The sequence below is a fragment of the Pseudomonas sp. GXZC genome (genome assembly GCF_026967615.1).
GTDB lineage: Bacteria > Pseudomonadota > Gammaproteobacteria > Pseudomonadales > Pseudomonadaceae > Aquipseudomonas > Aquipseudomonas azotoformans_A.
In genome coordinates this window covers 109,069-128,984 of sequence record NZ_CP114116.1, presented here as the reverse complement: position 1 = coordinate 128,984, position 19,916 = coordinate 109,069, and the positions used below count along the sequence as shown (strand labels likewise).

Sequence of the window (19,916 nt, the reverse complement as noted above, 5' to 3'; positions counted from 1 at the left end):
ACTTCGCGTTTTCGCGCAGCAGGAAGCGCCTGATCGAGATTGTTGGCTCTTCAGGTGCAGGCAAAACCGTGCGAAGCGAGTTGACCCCGGGAGAAGGAGATCACTTGAGAAAATTGATCTGGCGTTCATTCGCATAGCTATGCGACTCAATTCTGGGCAATGCGATTCAGGATCAAGCTAGCCCTAAAACCGTTCAGAATGAAAGCCGATGTGATGCTTTCGAGACTATAATACTATGACAATATAATGGTAAACCATATATATTTTAGATAGTATGACAATACAATTATAGTATAAGCCAACCGAGCCTGTTGGACCGGAGGCTATCTGATGGAACAAAACACGTCAACAACCGCAGCGTGAGGGGGTGATTCCTTGTGCTAAAGGAATTGCGCTGATATATTTCTGTGCATATTTTTGGAGCGAAATTAGATGGCGGAAAAATCAGAACCCACCATAAGTGCGCTGAGTGAATCTCAAACTCTGGAAGACATGGATCGGATAGAGCAGCCAGCAGACGAGGGGCTACGCAGCAAGAAGTCCTGGAGTGGGGTTGCGTCTTCGTTGGCTAACAACCGACCGGCGCTGTTGATTGCTTTCGCATTGGCAGTGGGGGTTGGCGTGTTTGCTTACCGCAAAAGTCATATGCCAACTGACGCGGCGACAAACACCGTCGTTAACGTCGTGCCACCAGCAGGCGAAGGAAGAGCCGCAAACGATCCGCGCGTTAAGGGGTTGGATGGCAAAGTCGAGGTTGCTGCGCTGGAAGAAGCCAAGCAGACCAATGGCACTTACGTGCCGCCTCTGGCTGGCCCGACTGCGCCGCTTGCGCCCAAGGTAGATGCCGCGCCTAAGCCACCACTGGCGCCGCAACCTCCGGCGGGTGATGGACAATCCAACAAAGCCGCGAATACACAGCAAGCTCAGGCCGATCTAAAGCGTGCAGAAGCGATGGAGAAAGCCCTGGCCATCCAGTTGGCACGGATATCGGAGCGTGTCGATGGCCCCGCTCAGGTAGCCTCCACGGCTCACGTTCTCGATGTGAAAAAACTGGATGAAGCACTCGTCGGTGGTGTGGACTCGACGACGCGAACCGGACTGGGTGGCAATGGGAAGCCGTCAACCAAGCTTGGTTATCCGATGGGCACTATTTGGACCGCCGTGCTGCCTGGTGGTGCCGACACTGATCGTCCTGGGACGATTCAAGCGGACATCGAGCAAGGCCCGTTTGCTGGTCGCAAAGCACTGTGCAATTTCACCTGGCCAAGTCGCGAATATCTCAACCTGGAATGTTTCGCCGTCCAGCTCGATAAGGAATCGATCCCAATCAAGATGGTTGCGGTCGGGGCTGATCAGATGCCTAACGTCAAAGCTGAATTCAACGGCCGTTATATCCAGCGAGCCGGCGCGCTTTTCCTTGTTGCATTCCCTGCCGCGTACGCAGATGGCTTGAGTCGCGGTGGCACCACCGTAGTCTCGAACGGTGGCACTACCTCAACCCAAGACAAATTGTCTGGCGGCGACCTGGCGATTTATGCAGCGGGTAAAGCCACTGAGCCATTACTGAAAGAAGCCCAAAAAATGGCAGGGGAAATCAAGCCTCAAGCCAAAGTTCCACCAATGCAGATCATCGGCCTGATGCTCGCTGAGGACATTTGAAATGACAGAGCAGTTTTTTGAAGACCTCCCGCGATCCGAGCGTCGCGCCAAGGACGATGAGCCCGCAACAGGGAACATGAATGAGCTCGTACTTCCCCCGGCAGCGGATATGCTGAGTGTTGATGATCTGCTCATCAATAACGCCCCAGCGCCTGCGGAAGCGCCGGTTTCAGCATCGAGCACTGACATGCTGGCCGACTTGCCACCCATGCCCACGACTGCAGACACCCATCCTCAATCTGCAGGTGATCTGCCTGTAGACGCCGTTCACCTTTCGGTGGCACTACCCCATTCATATGCCCCGACCAACGAACCTGCTATGGATCGGCACGCTTCTGTAGTGGGCCTGGAAGAACTTTCGCTTGTCCAAGCTGATCCAGAGCGTGCTGTTTTTTCTGAAGCGCTCCAACCAGCAAGCCCATCGAGTGAGGCGGCCCCGGCGGAGGGGCGCAAAACGCCGGTTACGTTTATTGAAAAACACAAACCGAAATTGATCATCGGTGTTCTAGTCCTCGCCGTGGTCGGGTGGAACCAGTACAAAAAACATAAAGCTGAGGAAACTACTGCAGCGTTAACTCCTGTGACACAGGTCGCGCCCTATGAAGCGGCGATCCAGCACCTTCAGTCTGGGGCTGACAACGTCTCCCATCTGGGTGCATCTGACCCTGCTGCAGCCCTCGACGCGGCTGCAGCAAAAAGCGCCGGTGACGATCTCTTTAATGGCAGCAGTGACGACGACAAGTTGTTCTCTCCCGGCGTTCAACCATCTGACGCTAAAGCGCCGGTCATTATTCCTGCGGCCCCTCCTGTTGTTCTTCCACAACCAACAGTAGTGGCACCGAAGGAGGCCGAGTTACCGGCAGAGTCGAAGCCAAAGACATCGGTGCCAAATGAACTGAACACCGTCAGGGAACAACTGGCGGTGGTGAGCAAGGAGCGCGACGAGTGGAAACAACGCGCCTTGGATGCTGAGAAAAACCAGCCAAAGTCGAAACCTTCTGCACCCATTAAACCTGCAGCTGCTCCGGTGACAAAACCGAGAACCATCGTTGAAAAACCTGTCCATAAGGTCGTTTCAACCAAGCAAGCCGCGCCGGCTGCGGAGCCGGTCAAGTCCGATGTTCAATATCTGGGTTCGTTTTTGGTCCGGGACAATTGGCACGCCCACATGATCATTGGCGGCAATGTCTATGAAGTGAGTACCGGGCAAAAAATCGCCGGCCAGTCAATCGGCAACGTTTCAGCAAATGGAGCATTCGTAAATGGCCGTGAATACCGCTAACCGGGAAAGCCGTGCACTTGTGTCGCTAGGACTTCTGATAGTGCTTTGTTTTTTTGTCATGCCGACATTCGCTGACCCGCTGTTGAACGGCGGAGCCATAGGCGGTGGATCGTCTGGCTCGGGCGGCAGCAGCGCCGCAATGGTTACCGCTATTGGCGCGCTTGCCGAGTCGATGGTGACCATCTTCGGAATCTATTACGCCGTGAAGTCGATGCTGATATATGCCCGAGTCGTCTCGGGCCGAGGCGCAGGACAGCAAGACAACATGGGCAGTGTCGCCTCTCATTTTTTTGCTGGAGTCATTGCTTACCACTCCCGCTACTTTTTCGCGATCGTGCACAACACGGTCCCAATGATTCCCGATTTTGGTCGGCTCTTGTATGACGCCGATTTGATGTTGGGTTTGATGACATAACCTGGAGCTCAAGATGAAAGACCTTAAAGCGTTGCCTTCCAACCTGTACTGGAAAACTCAAATGGCATTCGGCTCGATTTTGATTGCTGGCATGGCTGAAGCAGCAACTTCAAACCCGATCGGTGCAAACACATCCTCCCAATTGGGCGAGAGCATTACTAACCTCAACAGCAACATCTCGGGCATCCCGTTACTCCTGCTGAACGTGAGTCAGATCGCGGGCATCTTCTTTGCTTACAAGGCCTGGGACAACTGGTCGAAAGTTCAAAAAGGCAACGATCAGGAAGCCAAGCCGGCCAAGACCGCGGGTTATGCCATTGCGGGGATCGGCGCCTACTTCCTGCCTTCCATGCTCGGTATGGGCGGTGCGACCTTGCTTCCTGGCGTATGAGGATTGACGACGATGACTTTGTTGCTTGGGGTTAAACGCGGAAACTGGCGGGAGGAGGAAATTCACAATGACAAGGTGTACCTCGACGCCCGCAGCAAAGCCATCGTTCGTGATCACTCCACATGCCAAGAATGCAGCTGGCAGGCTGACCGATATCAGGAAGGCCACCACAAAGATGATGATCACACAAACAATAATCCGGCCAACATCATCACTCTTTGCGCCTGGTGTCACCGCTGTCACCACATCGGACTCGCAGGCGTTTACGAGCTGGGGTATGTGGGGATCTCGACTGATCGAATTAAACCCCTGCCACCTCAGGCGTTCCTGAACCAGGCTACGCGTTTTTACGATTGGATCTGTGCCCATCAAAACGCGAAGCCAATGTACGTTCAGTGGGCCTACAACTTTGAAGAGTACCTGACCAACTGCATTGGTGCCGCCGAGCGCGTTTTTGGGTCTTCGGAACTCAACGATGTGGCTGAGATTCTGTCGAGCATGAGCAATGAGGAATACTCGAAAAGAGAGTCTTTGTTTGCCGATGTTCGATTGGTCCACCGTCGCATGCAGGATCTCAATCCGGCTAAACCGCCCGAGTCAATGGAGCTGGAACGTAGGAAATTTTGGGTGTCGGTCATGAAACAAAGACTGGGGAGTCCAACTTGATGGAACGAAATTATTCGAACTTTGCAGACCTCTGCATGATGACCAGCGGCGGCCAACCCTGGGCGTTGGATATGCGCGCGCGATCCGGAAACTCTGTATTGCTGGCCTACCTCGTCAACAGCACCTGCCAGTTATTGGTTGAAGCCAACGCCATATCAGACGGCTTTCAAAAGTCCGATAAAGGACTGACTGTTGTACCAGGTGACACAAGGGACACCGCCTTGGCTCCTCCGGCCCTGGTACTGCTCGCCCTGCGCTATGCGAAAAGTAAATTGGTGGATAACGGTACTTGGCGTCATGACGCTGTTGAAGCTGTCATGAAGGCTTGTCCGGAGGTTGCTTTCGCTGAGCCAGGCCAGGTGATTTTTCCTGACGCCGCTGGACATTGGGCGATCAACTTATTGAATGGCGACTGGCTACGTTCTCCAGCGGCTCAGCGAGATCTTGCACCGGAGGCTGGTTATGCTCCTGCGCGATGAAGTTTTACCAGGGGCCGACAATTCATCAACTGGCCAACGCAAGCTAGTCAGTCTGCAACTCGTCGAACCATTGATGCTCGCCTCTCTCCACCGCCCAGGACTAGGGGAAGGCGTGACCAGCGAGCAGATTGTGAAGGCCCAATCAACACTCCTGTATCGCACAATCGACCTGTGCGACCGAATCCAAAAACGATTGCTGGAAAACCCAGAGCCTGCTGGTTTCAGCCGGCACATCATCGTTCGCGAAATTGTGGGGCTCATCGCTTCGCATTGGCGGGATGGCAGCACGCTCACCGCCGCCGATTTGGCAGCCTTGGCCGAACACGCTGTCGCCTGTGGCATGCAACTGGTGTCCGATCTCAGCCAGGAAGTAGCTCGACCGGGCGATGAGTCAGCTGAGCGACTCAGCAGTGCCGTGGCTGCCTCGGCCCAAGTCATTTTGGCTATGCGTGACAAGGCATGTCTTGGCCACGATGCGGTCGACCTGTGCAAAGAGATCACAGGGCATATGGCCAAACTTGTTGCTGATCAAGCGGCACGCATGCGCAGTCAAAATCAAGCGCCGCAGATTCAATCGTTGATTCAGGTCTGCGCCGGGTTCTACCCCGTGTTGTGGGATGGGGAAATCACCGCGGCAACCCGAAAATTCTCCGCCTTGAGCGGTGACCCGGAAAAATTTCGTATTGAAGTTGAACGATTGAAAATCTGGCCACTAGACGATTTCTTTCGTCGGGTCTCCGAAGCGATGACTTTGTGCATTGAAATGGCCGCGACGATGCAGCAACTGCTCGACAGCCAGCTCGACCCAGAGTCCAGTCCCAATCCCTGACCTACAGCTCCGAGAACACATCCATGAACGGCAATAATGGTAGCGATGACGCGGGAGCAATTTCAGTGCTGATCGCTTTCGCAGCACTCATATTCCTTCTTTATCATTTCTCCGATCGTATTCTCGGAGTCTGGCAATCGCTGATCCTTCCAGTCTCCCAAGTGTGGGGCTGGGTGGCCACTACAGAGGTCGGTCAGGAATTCATGCCCTTGCTGAAGCGCGATCCTTCTACCGTTCAGCAAATACCTGAATACCTGGCAAGTCTGGGGCCGGCGCAGTTAAAAGCAATGGGCTTCGTCGAAGCTAAGCGCTATGGCGACTACGTTCACAGGTTCACAACGCTTATTTTCTGTCCAATTCTGATCTACGCCGGCTACCGGTGTTTCAAGCACTCACGCATGCAGGATCCGCAGATGTTCAGGGTCGTCGTGGGTATTCCGAGCATTGTCCAGTTGATCAAGAAAATGCCCGGACGTGAGTGGATGAACGATGTGGTTGATGCCAGCAAGATGGATTTGTTTGATGGCAAGATCGCACTACAGGCTCCTCTCACACCATGGCGGTTGGCTGAGATTTATGAACTCTGTGAGGTTGATGAAAAAAAACAACTGATTCGGTTCGACACCGAGAAAGCCGCCGCCGTGTTCAATTTGTCGCTGGGCCCAGTCTTCACGACGATCGAGGCGTTGGAGAAGGGCAAGTATGGACGCGCGTGGAAGGCGTTGATTAAGCAAATCCCACCCCAAGATCGCAAGAACGCTGCGATCGCCGCTACGAAAGGGCACCTGTACGAAAAGACGGTAATCATCGGACTGATTCGAATGATGGGCAGGCTGATGATCGTCGAGTTTGGTCCACTGTCTTTCTTGCGCTACCAGGATGTCGCCTTTTTTGATGCCGTCTCAAGTTGCGGACGCAGGACCAGCTTTGTGGCCGGCTCCGGAATCATGGGGCAGTTCAGGCACGAAGTTGAGCTTTACAACGCGTCTAAAGGAACCATGAAGCCAGAACTCGACGCCGGTGGCCGATGGGCAGCTGGGTGGCTTGAAGAAGCTCTACGCAAAGACCCCTACGAACGCCCCTGGGTCGAAAGCGACGACATTTGGGCATCTTTCGATCCGTGGCTTTAAGGGGGCAACATGGCACTAGCAACTAAGCCGAACAACCGTCATAGCGATGCGGCGAAAGAGCTCGATTACAACCGCTATATTCGTGAGAACCTCACTGCAGCTGAGCGGATGAATTACGCCATCCAGGAATACGCTCCCCCATTGATGATGGGTACTGGGATTCTGGCTCTGGCAGCACCCGGGCTTTTTGAGATTTCAGCCAGTATCGGTGTGGGTGCATTCGGTGCCTTTGCGGCGACACGCCAGGAACACACATGGGCACTGTCTAGACCGGCCTTCGTCTGCAAAGCAAGCCCACTGCACAAGAAATTGTTCAAGCTGCAGCAAGCCCCGGTGGTGAGGGACATTTTTGGCGTGGTGAAGAAGGTCACGCCTCTCAAGCACATTCCCATCCTGGGCAACCTGCTGTTTCTGAAAGACCCCAAGGAAATGATGGGGGACGGCATTATGCTTTTGGGCTCCGACATGGACAATGGCGGGGCACAGATCTGGTCTTCCATGGACCTGCTGGTTCGCCACCTGCTCCTGATCGGCACCACCGGCTCGGGGAAGACCCAGGCTATCCTGGGAATGATTGCCCAACTTATGGCCCAGGGGTCGGGCGGAATTTTTTGTGACGGCAAGGCCGACATTACCACTTGGTTCATGCTCTACACGCTTGCTCGCCACTTCGGTCTCGAACGCCAGTTACTGGTGATCAACTACCTGACTTCTGGCGGGGCAAACACCAAGCGTTCGAACACAACGAACATTTTCGAGATCGCGTCCGCAGACAGTTTGTCTGAGATGGTCTCTTCCATGATGGGTGGGGGGTCCGGCGGTGGAAATGATGACATGTGGCGTGGTCGTGCCGAAGCGTTGTTCGGCTTGATCATCCGTGCTGCTTGCGAAGACCGTGATCTGCGCAGTGAAACAATCGTTGCCGATGACCTGCGTCGGCGCATGACGCTGCAAAAGCTGATTGAGCTTCCTCAAAACATGATCTATTCACAGCGCGTGCGGGATGAGGCGCAGCTGTTCCTTAATGATTTGCCAGGGTATTCAGCCTGGCAGAAAGCAACCCAGCCTCAGGCGAAAGAAACGTCGATGGGCCGGATGTCCGAGCAGTTGGGTTTCCTGCAGATGCAGTTTACCCGGGTACTGTCGCTGTTATCGGGGACCTACGGGTACATCACTGGCACTGACATTTCGGAAATCGACTGGATCGATGTAATTAACCAGCGCCGCACCGTCTACATCATGCTCCCGGCCCTGGAAAAGTCACCTGAGTCCCTGAAGCAACTCGGCCGGATGGTTGTGACCAGCATGCGGAACGCAATGCTGCCGATCATTGGTGGTGGCCAGCTCACCGGTCTGAAGAAAATCCTGATTGATGGTCGACCGATCGGTAAGCAAATCCCTTACGGTTTGTTCCTTGATGAGTATGGAAGCTACTGCGTAGAAGGTTTTGGCGATGTCGTAGCTCAAATTCGATCCATGGGCGTTTTTGCATGTTTTAGCGGTCAGGACTGGGCCAGCTTCAAAAAAGGGTCCGAGGTCGAGGCGGACCGGGTGAACGCTAACACCAGTACGAAGATTTTCTTGAAAACTTTCGATCCGAACACCGTCAAGCTGCTTGTCGAAACTTGCGGCAAGAAACTTGTGTCGGTTGCTGGCACCTGGGGTGACCGACCCAACGGCGGCCGGCCTGATGTGAAAACGAATTTCCAGTCAGTGGACGCGCTTCAGGTTCAGGAAGTCGACCGTGCTCGTATTGATCAGATGGCGTCACAGGACCCTGGGATGGCGCACATTTACTTCGGCGGAAAGCTCTGGACCAAAGTGAAGATGTTTTACCCAGACATCAAACAAAGCTCGCAGTCGCAGGTGAACAGTTTCGTTCGTATGAGAACCCCAGTTGGGGTAAGCGGGGTAGTAGAAGACGCTGAACGACTTATCGCAATGCGTAAACATCTAGACAAGATCCAGGAAGCGGTAAAAACCTACCTGCCAACCACAGAACCTGCTGTTATCGATCTTGGCGATGAGTTTCATCTGTGGTGCAAAAGTGCAATCGAAGGCAGCCAGGCTCGTGGTGGCGAACTCTTTAGTTCGATGCAGAAAGCTGCTGAGCAGATTTTCAAAGGTGATCGTAAAGGAACACCCGGTTTGGCTTACCCACAGCCGGCTCAAGCGAAGGCTGCTCCAGCCGCCACAGCCCAGCTTGCAAAGGCCGCGGCGCCGGCGACCGCAGCGAACGCAACTGACAGCAACGTGGATTTTGCAAAATCAGACTCCCTGGACCTGCTTGAAAAAGCGCTGTTGCAGCAGCCGACTGTTGCCCCCCCGCAGCCGGTATTTACCTTTGATGAATCCCTGCTTCCGGAGTTGCCTATCAGCGTGGCGCCGGCGCCGCAGGCTGCATTGGAAACGAAAGCAGACCAACCACTGATCCACCCTGCAGATTTTTCATTCAGCATGGACGATCACGCGCCGGATACGGCAACCCAAGCCATGATTTCACGAACAGCCCTTAGTGCTGCGGTGATGCAAGAAGTGAAGCAGATGCAGCAGACCGGCAGCGATGCCCAGTGGTCAGGAACCTTGCCGGAAGCGCGCTTGAGTGCGAACACAGCAGTGAAAAACGCAATGCCAGATGACCCAAACAACACCTACCCGGAAAGCCCGGTGCCAAAGAACTTTTCGGCGAATTCACTTCGCGGCGCGCTTTCCGATCTCAAAGGCAAAATGACGGACTCACTGAAAACGACTGGCCAGGCCAGCACAACGGGTGAAAAGGAGGAGCAACAATGAAATTGATTAAGGGAAATGTGTTGGATTGGGACCAGGTTCGTCATTTGCTCGGATTTGCGAGCGCAGAGATCGCCGTGCCATCCTCGATCCTTGAAATGGAAGCTATGACACTCGACACAGCCTGGGAACTGCGCAATGACGACGTTGGGACCGACTGGCCAATGATCAGCTTGGAAGCGGCTGACGAAAAAACTCATGTGATAGCAGCTTCCGTCGCGGCCCTGGTCGACCGGCACGGTGCCTTTAACCATATTCCCGTCGGCTTATGGAATCACCCCCTGTCGATGACTGACCAATCAGTAGGTCAAATACTTGTGGCGCTGGGTTTTCATCAACCCCAGGGCGCGCAGGCAAATGGGGTAGGCAGGCTACTCAACTGGCTTTAACTTTACTAAATGAGTGTCGATAGTAAAATCTACTTGAAAAATAATTGACGTGTGTCTATGGTTTGTGTCGATGGCATTAACGCCAGCCAAGTCCCAGGAGCACGTCATGTTCAAGCGCAAAAGCCAAGAGAAAAACAAACCCGAACAAAGCCTGATGCTGCAGGTTGAGGCCTATGTGGCTTCCGAGGGCAGCAAAGACATCGATACTGTTGTTGGTCGTGATCTGAACGGTAAGCCGTACTCCGTAATTCTGACCACTTCTGGTGACGCGGCCGAAAACACCAAACGCAATGACCTTCTTTCCTTCTCCAAGGAAAAGAGCAATCACTACGTGCCAGTCGGCGGCATGATTTTGTTCAGCACCGTCTGGGTGCGCGAGCCGGAAGCGGAAGGCGAGCCAACTACAGGTATCGCTCGCTGGGCAGAGTTCTTCGGTCATAGCCGAAATGAGCTCTCCATCGGTAATGCGATGTACCGCGCCGGCACCAACGTGGAAGGCACCAAAGAAACCAACTGGGGTGCGTTGGATCGCCTGGGCAAGCCGCTGTCTCTGACTCCCGAGCAGTTCCCTGGTGCAGTAGCGGCGCTGGCCGACAAGTGCGCATCTGATCGCTCTCGTGCCCGTCCAATTGTCCGGCTGATGAGCGAAGACGGTAAAGTCATCGATTTCACTTCGATCCGCCAGGGCGTGGCGGAAGTTGAAGTGGACGGCGAAAAGGTCAAGCGCGCTGAAAATGGCGCTCAAGTCGTCGAAGGCCTGAAGAAAAACCCCCGCCTGACCAAAATGCTGGAAATCGCGGCTGCCGGCCAAGGCACGATCGAAATGATCCCGGTCATGTCGATCGAAATGTCGAAGAAAATGATGAACTCGCCGCGTGGGGCCAACTACGTGGCCCTGGCCAAGCGTTTCCAGGACGACAAGCAGGTGTATGCCGCAGAATGCTACATCCGCCGGGCACCTTCCGACGAGTTCAACTACATCAGCCACTTGTCTGTGACGCCGAAAGATCGCTTCGACCCGCTCCTGGTTCCCTCGGAGAAATTCCCGGCGCCGGCCTACAGCGATGAGCTGTTAAAAGAAGCTGGTATCGATCCGGCCAAGCCTGCTGACAAGGCCGCTGATCCTCAGCCGCAGTCGGAGCCGGAGCCGGACCAGTTTGATAATCCGCCAGGCTTCGATAGCTGATTCAGCAGCTCTAAAAAACCCGCCTTGTGCGGGTTTTTTTTGCCTTGCCGGTAGGCAGCCTCGAATCTTCAGTTTGTGCATAGCTATTCGATTCTATAACCGACAAAAACTTTCATTGATATAAATATTATTCCTGCGTCTTCCGGTTGTGTTGGGCCTAGCAAACCGCTAAGATTTGTTTGCATTCGAGAGTGCGACGGTAAAACAAAAAGATAACGCCGATACGATTCTATTTTTGTGGAGAGAAAGCATGATTCAGAAAATTACGGTGGGTGCAGACATCGGTTGCAACCACGCCAAGCTTTACGCCGGCAATGGTCGGAAAATTTCAATCCGCAGCACTGTCTCCACCAAGCCTCAGGTCGGCATCAGCCTCGGCGGAGCGACAAAAGGCCCAGACGAAATCGTCATTCAGGTAGGCAGCAGTGTTTACGCAGTTGGACCGCGGGTTGAGTCTCCTCTTGATACCCGCTTCGGTAGTTACTACAGCTCGGACATGAATGCCGCGCTTGTGCTGGCCATCCTGGTGCAAGAATTCGGTGATCTTTCAAACGCCGAGGTCGATGCGGTATTCGGCATGCCGCTCAATGTTTTTTACAACTCCCGCGGGGAAGTAAATTCCGATCTGATCAAGGCCCGGGTGAAGGCTTGGCGACAGCCAGCTACCGTGCTGTCAGCCAGGCGCCCAGGCTTGCAGTTGCCCCGGGGCGGATCTGTGTTCGCGAATCTGAATGGTACGGCGGAGGGGGTTGCGGTTTATCTCGACTACATGATGGACGAGGAGGGGATGTTTCAAGTTGAACCTCAGGGCCTTGATGTGGTGGTCGATATCGGCGGTAACACCACGGATATCGCGCTCTTCGAGAACGGAGTTCTGGTTTTCGGCGGCTACTCAGATTCGTTTGAGGTCGGTGCGCTACATCTTTACGAACGAGTTGCCAACTCGGCGAAGGATCGTTTGGGGTTGATGCGCGCCCCGGCCTTATATGCCATTGAACACGCTATTCGTGAAAACGGGTCACGGTTAAGGATCGGCAACAACGATGAAAACATCCGCGACATCGTTGCAATTGAAACGCGGGCCATCGTGAACGAGATCGTTCCTCGTGTAGAAAAAATCGTCTCTCGACGCCGTGACGAACTGAACCGGGTGCTGTTTGCCGGCGGCACCACTGAGATGCTTCAGGATGACCTTAAAGGTGTCGAAATTGGCCGTGCACTGTCCACGGTGGTTGAAGACCCTCAGTACGGTAATGCCAGAGGCAACTACAAGCTTGCCCGGCACTTGGCAGCGACTCAGGAGTAACTGCCATGGCACGCGCGAAGCGTTCGTTAAAGCGTCGCCAGTTTCGCTTCTCACTGGATCCTATGGATCCGGTGGAAGGTGAAGCGCTCCGTCTGATCGACAAGATCGCAGAAGAGGCCAAGGAGCTCTTTGAAGAAATTTCGGATGACGAAGCTGATCGATACGCCTTCAAGCGTGTCTTGCTCGGTCTTCTGAAAGAGCGGCCGGTGGAATTGCAAATGCACCCGCGATCGGTGCACGAAGACCTTCCGGCGCCTGCGGCTGCCACACCGGCTGCCGGCCCCTCGCATGCACCAGCAGCGGCCACACCTACGCCAGTCAGGGAGGCACCGATTGCGCCAAAGGCAGCAGATGTCTCCCCAACTGCACTGCCACAGGCTCTTGAAGACGACAAACCGCGGGCGGATGGGCCGGTGGAAACGCCTCGTTCAATCGAAACCGCATCTAAGCAGCCAAGCTGGCAGGAGCAATTAATTGGTTCAGCACCACCGGCAGAAAAAGGCGTTCGTCACCCAATGGCTTCGAGTCTGGCCTGGTCTGAATCAAAATCCAAAGGAAGTGACACATGAACAACGTAAATGACGATCAGCTGGTCGGCGCAATCGTTTTCAAAAGCAAAATATTCCTCTACATCATTTGCGTGCTGATCATTGTGGTGCTTGCTCTAAGTGCTGGACTGGGTGGGGTTCTCTGGTATGCAAAAAACAAAATCGAGTCTATTCAGCGAGAGTATTTCGCTACGACTCACGATGGCTCCTTGTTTCAGTTAACTCCCCTTGATTCTCCTATCGGTGGTGAGGAGCGGGCGCTGAACTTCAGTTCCACCTGTGTTATTCGGATGTTCCAACTCGACTACGTGAACTACAAACGCCAACAGTCGGAAGCACAGCGCACCTGCTTTACTGATCCCGGCTACAGCAGCTATTTGGCCGCCTTCGAGCGGGCCGGCTTGATGGAACTCTTGCGAGATCCCAAAACTCGTCTCGTCCTCGCTGCTACGCCTGGTCCTGGCGAATTCCTGGACAAGTCAGTGAAGGTCACCAATGGGGTAGCACGCCAGTCCTACACCATCACCCATCCAATCGACATCGTTTTCAACGGCAACGTAAATCAGCCTCGCCGTGGGTCCATCGAAGTCGACCTCTTACGCATTGACCAGGCCAACCGCGCTGATGGTCTTGCAGTGCATGCAATTCGAGTGAAGGTCAACAAGACATGAATATCAATACCTGGACTTTGATGTTTCTCGCCACGATCGCTTCAGCGGCACACGCAGACGGAGAGCCGGGCTTGAGTGATGCTCCCCGTACTGGCGACCCACTCGTAGACACCGTGCTCAAGCGCAATAGCCCTATGACGGTGAAGCAGCAAGCCGCGGTTGAGGAATATCTGCGTAACGAGCGGAAAAGCCTGGCACCGCAATTGCCCGCTGGTGCTACCGCTACGAGCCCGGAGCAAATCATAGATTTGACTGATGGTGGAAAAACCAAGTCGGTCACCCTGCAGCTTGGTTATTTGACCTCTGTGATGGTGGTGGGGGAGAACGGATCGCCATGGCCGATCCGCCGTGCCAGGGCAGGGGACGACTCCGTGATTGATGTGCAACTGGTAGAAGACTCTGGCGCGGTGGAAATTCATCCCCAGAAGCCCTGGGTAAACACCAACGTCATTCTGTATCTCAAAGACCGTAACGAGGCTATCAAGCTTTACGTGAAGGTTTCGGCCGATCCCACCGACGGCGTGAAAGATAGCCTAAAACTGATTGTAGATGGCGTTCCGAAAGGGAGCTCGCCCCTGCTGCAGCCCAACCGTGTCGCGATTGATCATCAGTTGATGAACGCCCTGGGACAGTCTCCGGGTAAAAACTGGACCACGCTGAAGGTGAGCGACACCGCAAATTTGCCCTTCAGTGTCAGCTATTGGTTATCGCCAAATCGCGACGACGCGATCATTCGCCTGCGAGGCGCGTCGATGGTCGGGCCAGATTGGCTGACAGAAACACGTGATCCTGACGGCGCTTCGCGAGTTTATCGCTATCGAAAACCCATCCCTCTGATGATCCGGACACGAGATGCCGCGGGAGTCGAATACTCGGTGTCGCTCGAAAATCCAGCGGATATTCTTGCAGGACGTGATGGGTCGAAAACCATGACCGTCAAGCGGACTTCACCGGCTAGACCGCCTATGGATACCGCTTTGCCTTTTGAAGAGCCATTGGGCCTGGTAGGCCGGGATCGTGTTCAGAAAATCAACCCGGCAGCGTCAGGCCGCCAGGAAACGAGTGCTACTTACGAATCCTTCGACGGTAAGGGGGTTCGTGCGAACCGCGTTCAGATCGTGAGTGACTTGAGTCTGAACAAGGATGCAGCGGCGCGTCTTATTGAAGCCACTCACCGTAGTCGACCCGTCCCGCCGATTTCGAATCAATCAGCACCAGGGGTGAGTGTGGGCACACCTGCAGCCGAAAAACCGCTGAACACCAAAACATTTTCAACTGGTTCCGCGGCTGTCACAGCCAGCAGCGCGGCTACCAAAGTTCTTCCACCTGCAATCGTTCCTGTTTCCACCTTGGCCACTCCTACCGCAGCCGCGGCGCCAACGTCATCAGGGGTGACGTTCAACGTTCGCAGTGGAGGACTGTACGAAAACCTGTTCCGGATGACGCAAGAACTCAACTGGAACTCGCCGCTTTGGGACCTGGGTGAACAGGACAAGGAAATTCAAGGTGGGTACGTCATTAGCGCCGCTACGCCGCAAGAGGCCGTGGCCAAATTCCTCGAACCTTACGCGGATCCCTACCGGTTCAATGTAGAAATCAGCCCGCTCGAAAAGAAAGTTTGGCTCCACTAACGAGAGATCGCCCAATGAAAAATTTCGCAAAACTCATGCTGGCAAGCGTTATCGGTGCGACCCTCTCGGGGTGTCTGCAGAATATCCCCAAGGGAGCTGAAGGGGGCAGTTACAGCAAAATTATGGATGAACTTGCTGAGTTGAAAACGCAAAGCGAGCAATCGCAGCGTAATCAGCGTATCAAGATCACAAATGGTCCATTGATGACCGGCAAGACTATGCCCCTGGTCCGCTCACCGTGGCTCCAGGACAAGCGGGTCTCGCTGGCGATCAACAAACCGGTCAATGGTAATGAACTGGCCCAATCACTGGTCAGCCAAGGCCTAAATATCACCAGCTCAATGCCTCTGGACACCTACACATACGCTGGGTACGGGTTTACCAATGTCGATGCTGAAACGGCGATGCGCCTTATTTTTCCTTCGATGGGGCTTGATTACGTGGTCGACAACGACCGACGCATTGTCACCATTGTGCCAATGCGGGCCAAGCAGTGGACCCTGAACATCAACTCCCAGCGCTCCACCAACTTCACGTCTGCATCCCTGAGCGGCACACTCGATGTCGGAGCTTCTCTGGCCAGCTCGCTCAATTCTGCGTCGAGCGCCAATGGCTCCGGCGGCATGGGCGGCGGAGGCCTGGGTGGTATCCCACAGAGCGGCGGATCAGGGGGCGGCGGTGAAGGTTCCGAGGGTGAGCGTTCAGGCACCTCGAAGTTGGAATCGAAATCAGACTTTTGGAAGTCGATGAAAGAGGAACTTGATAGCCGGGTTTCTGTTCTGGTTCCGGTTAGCAGCAACACGGTGGTGCCGGGTGTCATCAACACCGCGGCAGGCATGCCAATCAACGGTATGCCACCGCTGCCGGTTGGAAACATGGGGCCGATGGCAGGAGCGGACACGTCCAGGTCCACGGATATGTACCGCTCACAAAAACTGGGCACCGTCAGCGTCAACCCGGATACCGGCACAATTACTGTGCAGGCTCCGAAGTGGCTGCAGAATGAAATCGACGAGTACATCAAGGGCGTATCGCGAGAGTTCAACACGGCGATCCACTTTGAGGGCCGACTGATCCTCGTATCGACGACCAAAGACAAGTCGGAAGGTCTTGATCTCACTGCCTTTGCTTCATTCGCCAATGGCAAGCTCGGCATGATTGTCAACAACAACCCAGCCGGCGGTATCACCATCTCGCCAAGCATGCCTGGTACGCCTGGCAGCCCCCCCGTGATGACACCAGGCGGTAGCGTGATTGGCTCGACTGGATTGGGTCTGTCGGTCTTGAAAGGGAACCCCGCGAATCTTTTCGTGAATTACCTTTCCTCGATCGGTGACGTTACGGTTACTCAGCGTCCTGCCATCGCTACCACGTCGGGCGCGCCGGCGGAGTTTCGTCGTATTGAAACGGATTTGTTTAGCCAGGTCAGTCAGAGCGCGGTCGCCGGCACACAGAGCAGCTCCGTTGCGACAACTAACACACAGATACCGATTCGTTTCGGTACTTTGCTTCGGGTCAACCCAAAAATCGACTTGGAAACCGGCATCATCCGCACACAGTTGACGCTCAACGTTGCAGTGCGATCGCAAGTAAAAACGATTGACCAGTACCTGACCGACGCCAATGGGACGACTAAAGTACCGACCCAAATCACGCTTCCTGCCAACATCGATTACAACGGTGAAGCACTGCTTCGTGACGGCGACACCATCATCATTGGAGGACAGATGGAAACCGACGAGACCAATTCTGGTTCTGGTGTGACAGGGTATGAAAAAGCTGGTCCATTTGCCGGACTGATTGGTTCGACCAAGAGTCAGAATCGTGTCTCTACTTACTACTTTGTGCTGACCGCTCGTGTTTATGAGCGCGGTAACGAGCGGAGACCAGGTGCATGACCTCCCGTCATGGGGTTGACCTTACGCCTGGTGCAGTCCAGGCGTTTTGGGCCGAGCGTGAACCAAAACTGCTATCGTTCTTCCAAGAAATGGACAACAAGGAGCACTGGTCACTGCAGGACGTTGATCATGGTTTGAGCACTTTATATTCGGAAATCGCGCAGTTGCTTCACTCGTTCGAGCAAAGCAACGGAACGGAGAACGCTCTGGTTCAGGAGGGGGTTTCACAACTTACCGCGGCGGCCGCGGCGTTGCCTTGTTCGGCATCATCCAAATTTTTCGAATGGCTGGGTGAAAGGTCTTTCGAACTACCGTACACATTGCTGGAGCACGCTCACCAAAACTTTCGTCATGATGAAAACTGCAGTGTTGTCTGGCAGCGTGCGAAGATGATTGCGCGCTATCAGATCCTTAAAGACATTGTGAGCGAAATCACCGGCGGGGGAGCCCACTTAAAATGAACACCTACGATTCACTCAATGTCTGGACCAATGATCAGGTGATCGGGGAGGTCTCCAGGCAAGTACTGGCTGTCGCGCAGAAGCACAAGTTACCCGCGACACCTGGTCAGGCCTTGCCCCAGGAGTACGACATTCCATTCGCCTATCGTTACGACGCTGAAGATGACGCCAGGGTACAGCTCTTCAGGAGAGTTGCCGTCCTGTTTGCAGCACTAGATATCCACTGTTATTGGATAGATCGCAAACAGGTTCTGGGCGTCCCAGTGGATGCTGAGGATCCAGTTAACCGGGCCTGGGCGAGTTTTTGCGAGGAAGCGATGGAAGTGGTCCTGGACTTCGTGCTGCGCATCGATCTCACTTGACCTGGTAGCAAAGAAAAAGGAGCCCCTCGCAGGCTCCTTTTTTTGTGACTGAAGAACCGGGGCTCACCTTTCTGCCTTCTTGATGTACGGATAATCACAAATATGTGACTTTGTGTACATCGGTTAGGGTGCGGCAATAGCCATCTCGACATCTTCCTCAGGGGCGTAAGTCGGCAAGCCGCTCTCATCAGCATCGGCATCCGGTCGGAATGAAGTGCTGACTCCCACCGAGGCCTCTCTCGCCAGGTGCTGCAGCATCTTGAAATCCAATCCGACGTCATTTATGCCAGCGCGCACAGCCAGGTTCACATGTTCGAAACCGGCCTGGGCAAGGAATCGGTCCAGCTCATGAGGGGTCAGTAGCACCGGATAATTCTGTTGCAGGTAAGCAAGTACTGTCTGGCCCTTGCCGGAAAGCGTCCCGTTATCCTGGACCCAGCCACGGTGCAGCGCCTTACCGATGTGCCCCACGATCGTGGACGGCCTCCCGATATTCTGTTCAACCATCCGCTCCATGATGGCGCTGTCGAGTGGGATGTTGGTGAGTTGCGCTGGTCTCAAGAACTCCCTCTCCACTGTTAACCAACCGGCGGTCTCGGGAATGTCCTTCCAAATGCGGACTTGCACAGATGGGAGGCCTTTCTTGGCGAGGAATGAAGAAATTGCGTCTGGTTCGATTTCGATCGTTTTGACCCTGGCATCAGGCGACAGAGATGCGAACGCGCGCCGCGTAATGACGGCAATTGTTGAGTCGAGCCTGGAGAGCCCTGTCAGGCTCGATGAGTTGAATTTGATGGGAGAGCATGGATAAACAGCCTCGTGCGCCGCTACGGGCTTGCTGAGGCCCTCGTTGCCCGTTTTGAAACGACCCACGCGACGCCCAAAGGTACGCATCGCGTCTTCCAGCATCGTTCGGGTCCGTGGAGAAATGTCCCTGGAATCAGTTCTGGGGTAACTGATTGCTCCGCGCTCATAAGCCGTTTGCATAAGCTTCTCGGCTTCCGCTAGGGGGACGTTAAGTTGGCTGGACACGAGTGTGAGTGCATCCGCACCATTAAGCATTGCCGGCGCCGGTTTACTGATGGTGGTTTCACGACTGAAGCTCATCAATTCGGGATCCATGTTTCGGAACGCCGTTTCGATTGCTTGCAGTGACTCGCGCTTGGATGACGTGCCTTTGGCCCAAATACGCCAACCTGGTTGCGCAGGGTGTGTCCCAGCGACCTTAATTGTTTTCAATGGAGCTCGATCGATGGTGCTGATGATTTTGCTGCTTACCCGCCCGGCGACTTGACCAGATGCATTCGGGTTGCTGCAGAGAAAACCGATGGCCCTGTCGATTGCTCGACGGGCCATCACTGCGACACACACCTTGCGATCAATCGCCCGGGGCGACTGAAGAGCGATTTTAACGGCTTCGGCATTCAGTGCCGACGTTGTCACGCGATCGACAGTTGCCGATGACCCGGACGCCATCAGGACGCTATTAACCTGTGCAGAGATCAATTCACCGTCAGGATCGCCGTCGGCCATAACGACAATGCGCTTGGCGTCTTTGAAATGTTTCGTCAGGTGTTGGATGGTTCGTGAGGAGGTCGGGGTCCAGCGCTCAGGGGTCAGGTCGTCAGGATTGAGCCCAAGAACATCTTGAGGAATGTCGTACAACGCACCACCGGTGGCGAGGACCTGGGCGTTAATGCGGAGTTCGGCCAATATTTTTCGAAGTGGTCGAATTTTCCCGGGCGCTTCGATGACCACTACCAGTTCACTCATTGTATTAATACCGTAATCGCGAAACAAAAACCTTCCAGTCCTACATTCTA

Annotated in this window: 19 protein-coding genes; 18 read left to right on the top strand and 1 reads right to left on the bottom strand. The window is 54.5% G+C overall.

The window, feature by feature from the left end; translation table 11 throughout:
- Positions 1-432 precede the first annotated feature (432 nt).
- The 18 genes from OZ428_RS34170 (at position 433) to OZ428_RS34085 (ending at position 18,093) form a co-directional block, all read left to right on the top strand.
- Positions 433-1,659 (top strand): hypothetical protein, encoded by a 1,227-nt coding sequence (locus OZ428_RS34170; RefSeq protein WP_269134289.1) that lies wholly within the window; start codon positions 433-435, stop codon positions 1,657-1,659.
- A 1-nt stretch (position 1,660) separates the two neighbouring features.
- Positions 1,661-2,941 carry a hypothetical protein gene (locus OZ428_RS34165; RefSeq protein ID WP_269134288.1) on the top strand — a complete coding sequence of 427 codons (1,281 nt, stop codon included), beginning with the start codon at positions 1,661-1,663 and terminating at the stop codon, positions 2,939-2,941.
- Positions 2,922-3,356 carry a hypothetical protein gene (locus OZ428_RS34160; protein ID WP_269134287.1) on the top strand — a complete coding sequence of 145 codons (435 nt, stop codon included), beginning with the start codon at positions 2,922-2,924 and terminating at the stop codon, positions 3,354-3,356. Before OZ428_RS34165 ends, OZ428_RS34160 begins: the two co-directional genes overlap by 20 nt.
- Before the next feature lie 13 nt (positions 3,357-3,369).
- Positions 3,370-3,747, top strand: a complete 378-nt coding sequence (locus OZ428_RS34155; protein ID WP_269134286.1) for a hypothetical protein — start codon at positions 3,370-3,372, stop codon at positions 3,745-3,747.
- 12 nt (positions 3,748-3,759) lie between these two features.
- Positions 3,760-4,413, top strand: coding sequence for an HNH endonuclease (locus OZ428_RS34150; protein WP_269134285.1), 654 nt, complete (start codon positions 3,760-3,762; stop codon positions 4,411-4,413).
- Positions 4,413-4,892 carry a hypothetical protein gene (locus OZ428_RS34145; RefSeq protein ID WP_269134284.1) on the top strand — a complete coding sequence of 160 codons (480 nt, stop codon included), beginning with the start codon at positions 4,413-4,415 and terminating at the stop codon, positions 4,890-4,892. The genes OZ428_RS34150 and OZ428_RS34145 overlap by 1 nt, the downstream gene beginning before the upstream one ends.
- Positions 4,876-5,721, top strand: a complete 846-nt coding sequence (locus tag OZ428_RS34140) for a hypothetical protein (RefSeq protein ID WP_269134283.1) — start codon at positions 4,876-4,878, stop codon at positions 5,719-5,721. The genes OZ428_RS34145 and OZ428_RS34140 overlap by 17 nt, the downstream gene beginning before the upstream one ends.
- Before the next feature lie 23 nt (positions 5,722-5,744).
- The gene (locus tag OZ428_RS34135; RefSeq protein ID WP_269134282.1) at positions 5,745-6,851 is read left to right on the top strand and encodes a hypothetical protein; all 1,107 of its coding nucleotides are present in this window, start codon (positions 5,745-5,747) and stop codon (positions 6,849-6,851) included.
- A gap of 9 nt (positions 6,852-6,860) precedes the next feature.
- The gene (locus OZ428_RS34130) at positions 6,861-9,644 is read left to right on the top strand and encodes a type IV secretory system conjugative DNA transfer family protein (protein ID WP_269134281.1); all 2,784 of its coding nucleotides are present in this window, start codon (positions 6,861-6,863) and stop codon (positions 9,642-9,644) included.
- On the top strand, positions 9,641-10,030 hold the full coding sequence (locus OZ428_RS34125; RefSeq protein WP_269134280.1) for a hypothetical protein: 390 nt from the start codon (positions 9,641-9,643) through the stop codon (positions 10,028-10,030). Before OZ428_RS34130 ends, OZ428_RS34125 begins: the two co-directional genes overlap by 4 nt.
- Positions 10,031-10,136: 106 nt before the next feature.
- On the top strand, positions 10,137-11,216 hold the full coding sequence (locus OZ428_RS34120; protein WP_269134279.1) for a hypothetical protein: 1,080 nt from the start codon (positions 10,137-10,139) through the stop codon (positions 11,214-11,216).
- Between the two features lie 250 nt (positions 11,217-11,466).
- A complete protein-coding gene (locus OZ428_RS34115; RefSeq protein WP_269134278.1) occupies positions 11,467-12,522 on the top strand; it encodes a ParM/StbA family protein in 1,056 nt (351 codons plus the stop codon).
- A gap of 5 nt (positions 12,523-12,527) precedes the next feature.
- Positions 12,528-13,091: a hypothetical protein gene (locus OZ428_RS34110; protein ID WP_269134277.1), complete on the top strand. Its 564-nt coding sequence runs from the start codon at positions 12,528-12,530 to the stop codon at positions 13,089-13,091.
- The gene (locus OZ428_RS34105) at positions 13,088-13,741 is read left to right on the top strand and encodes a DotI/IcmL family type IV secretion protein (RefSeq protein WP_269134276.1); all 654 of its coding nucleotides are present in this window, start codon (positions 13,088-13,090) and stop codon (positions 13,739-13,741) included. The genes OZ428_RS34110 and OZ428_RS34105 overlap by 4 nt, the downstream gene beginning before the upstream one ends.
- Positions 13,738-15,372, top strand: a complete 1,635-nt coding sequence (locus tag OZ428_RS34100; protein ID WP_269134275.1) for a DotH/IcmK family type IV secretion protein — start codon at positions 13,738-13,740, stop codon at positions 15,370-15,372. The genes OZ428_RS34105 and OZ428_RS34100 overlap by 4 nt, the downstream gene beginning before the upstream one ends.
- Positions 15,373-15,386: 14 nt before the next feature.
- The gene (locus tag OZ428_RS34095) at positions 15,387-17,270 is read left to right on the top strand and encodes a hypothetical protein (protein WP_269134274.1); all 1,884 of its coding nucleotides are present in this window, start codon (positions 15,387-15,389) and stop codon (positions 17,268-17,270) included.
- Positions 17,267-17,731: a type IVB secretion system protein IcmW gene (locus OZ428_RS34090; RefSeq protein WP_269134273.1), complete on the top strand. Its 465-nt coding sequence runs from the start codon at positions 17,267-17,269 to the stop codon at positions 17,729-17,731. Before OZ428_RS34095 ends, OZ428_RS34090 begins: the two co-directional genes overlap by 4 nt.
- Complete coding sequence (locus tag OZ428_RS34085) at positions 17,728-18,093, top strand: hypothetical protein (RefSeq protein ID WP_269134272.1); 366 nt, start codon at positions 17,728-17,730, stop codon at positions 18,091-18,093. Before OZ428_RS34090 ends, OZ428_RS34085 begins: the two co-directional genes overlap by 4 nt.
- Before the next feature lie 123 nt (positions 18,094-18,216).
- On the opposite strand, the gene OZ428_RS34080 is transcribed toward OZ428_RS34085, so the two are convergent.
- Positions 18,217-19,866, bottom strand: coding sequence for a DNA topoisomerase (locus tag OZ428_RS34080; protein ID WP_269134271.1), 1,650 nt, complete (start codon positions 19,864-19,866; stop codon positions 18,217-18,219).
- Between the last annotated feature and the right edge of the window lie 50 nt (positions 19,867-19,916).

Coding starts and splice junctions, on each gene's coding strand:
- OZ428_RS34170 (WP_269134289.1), top strand. CDS start 433: ATGGCGGAAAAATCAGAACCCACCATAAGTGCGCTGAGTGAATCTCAA.
- OZ428_RS34165 (WP_269134288.1), top strand. CDS start 1,661: ATGACAGAGCAGTTTTTTGAAGACCTCCCGCGATCCGAGCGTCGCGCC.
- OZ428_RS34160 (WP_269134287.1), top strand. CDS start 2,922: ATGGCCGTGAATACCGCTAACCGGGAAAGCCGTGCACTTGTGTCGCTA.
- OZ428_RS34155 (WP_269134286.1), top strand. CDS start 3,370: ATGAAAGACCTTAAAGCGTTGCCTTCCAACCTGTACTGGAAAACTCAA.
- OZ428_RS34150 (WP_269134285.1), top strand. CDS start 3,760: ATGACTTTGTTGCTTGGGGTTAAACGCGGAAACTGGCGGGAGGAGGAA.
- OZ428_RS34145 (WP_269134284.1), top strand. CDS start 4,413: ATGGAACGAAATTATTCGAACTTTGCAGACCTCTGCATGATGACCAGC.
- OZ428_RS34140 (WP_269134283.1), top strand. CDS start 4,876: ATGCTCCTGCGCGATGAAGTTTTACCAGGGGCCGACAATTCATCAACT.
- OZ428_RS34135 (WP_269134282.1), top strand. CDS start 5,745: ATGAACGGCAATAATGGTAGCGATGACGCGGGAGCAATTTCAGTGCTG.
- OZ428_RS34130 (WP_269134281.1), top strand. CDS start 6,861: ATGGCACTAGCAACTAAGCCGAACAACCGTCATAGCGATGCGGCGAAA.
- OZ428_RS34125 (WP_269134280.1), top strand. CDS start 9,641: ATGAAATTGATTAAGGGAAATGTGTTGGATTGGGACCAGGTTCGTCAT.
- OZ428_RS34120 (WP_269134279.1), top strand. CDS start 10,137: ATGTTCAAGCGCAAAAGCCAAGAGAAAAACAAACCCGAACAAAGCCTG.
- OZ428_RS34115 (WP_269134278.1), top strand. CDS start 11,467: ATGATTCAGAAAATTACGGTGGGTGCAGACATCGGTTGCAACCACGCC.
- OZ428_RS34110 (WP_269134277.1), top strand. CDS start 12,528: ATGGCACGCGCGAAGCGTTCGTTAAAGCGTCGCCAGTTTCGCTTCTCA.
- OZ428_RS34105 (WP_269134276.1), top strand. CDS start 13,088: ATGAACAACGTAAATGACGATCAGCTGGTCGGCGCAATCGTTTTCAAA.
- OZ428_RS34100 (WP_269134275.1), top strand. CDS start 13,738: ATGAATATCAATACCTGGACTTTGATGTTTCTCGCCACGATCGCTTCA.
- OZ428_RS34095 (WP_269134274.1), top strand. CDS start 15,387: ATGAAAAATTTCGCAAAACTCATGCTGGCAAGCGTTATCGGTGCGACC.
- OZ428_RS34090 (WP_269134273.1), top strand. CDS start 17,267: ATGACCTCCCGTCATGGGGTTGACCTTACGCCTGGTGCAGTCCAGGCG.
- OZ428_RS34085 (WP_269134272.1), top strand. CDS start 17,728: ATGAACACCTACGATTCACTCAATGTCTGGACCAATGATCAGGTGATC.
- OZ428_RS34080 (WP_269134271.1), bottom strand. CDS start 19,866: ATGAGTGAACTGGTAGTGGTCATCGAAGCGCCCGGGAAAATTCGACCA.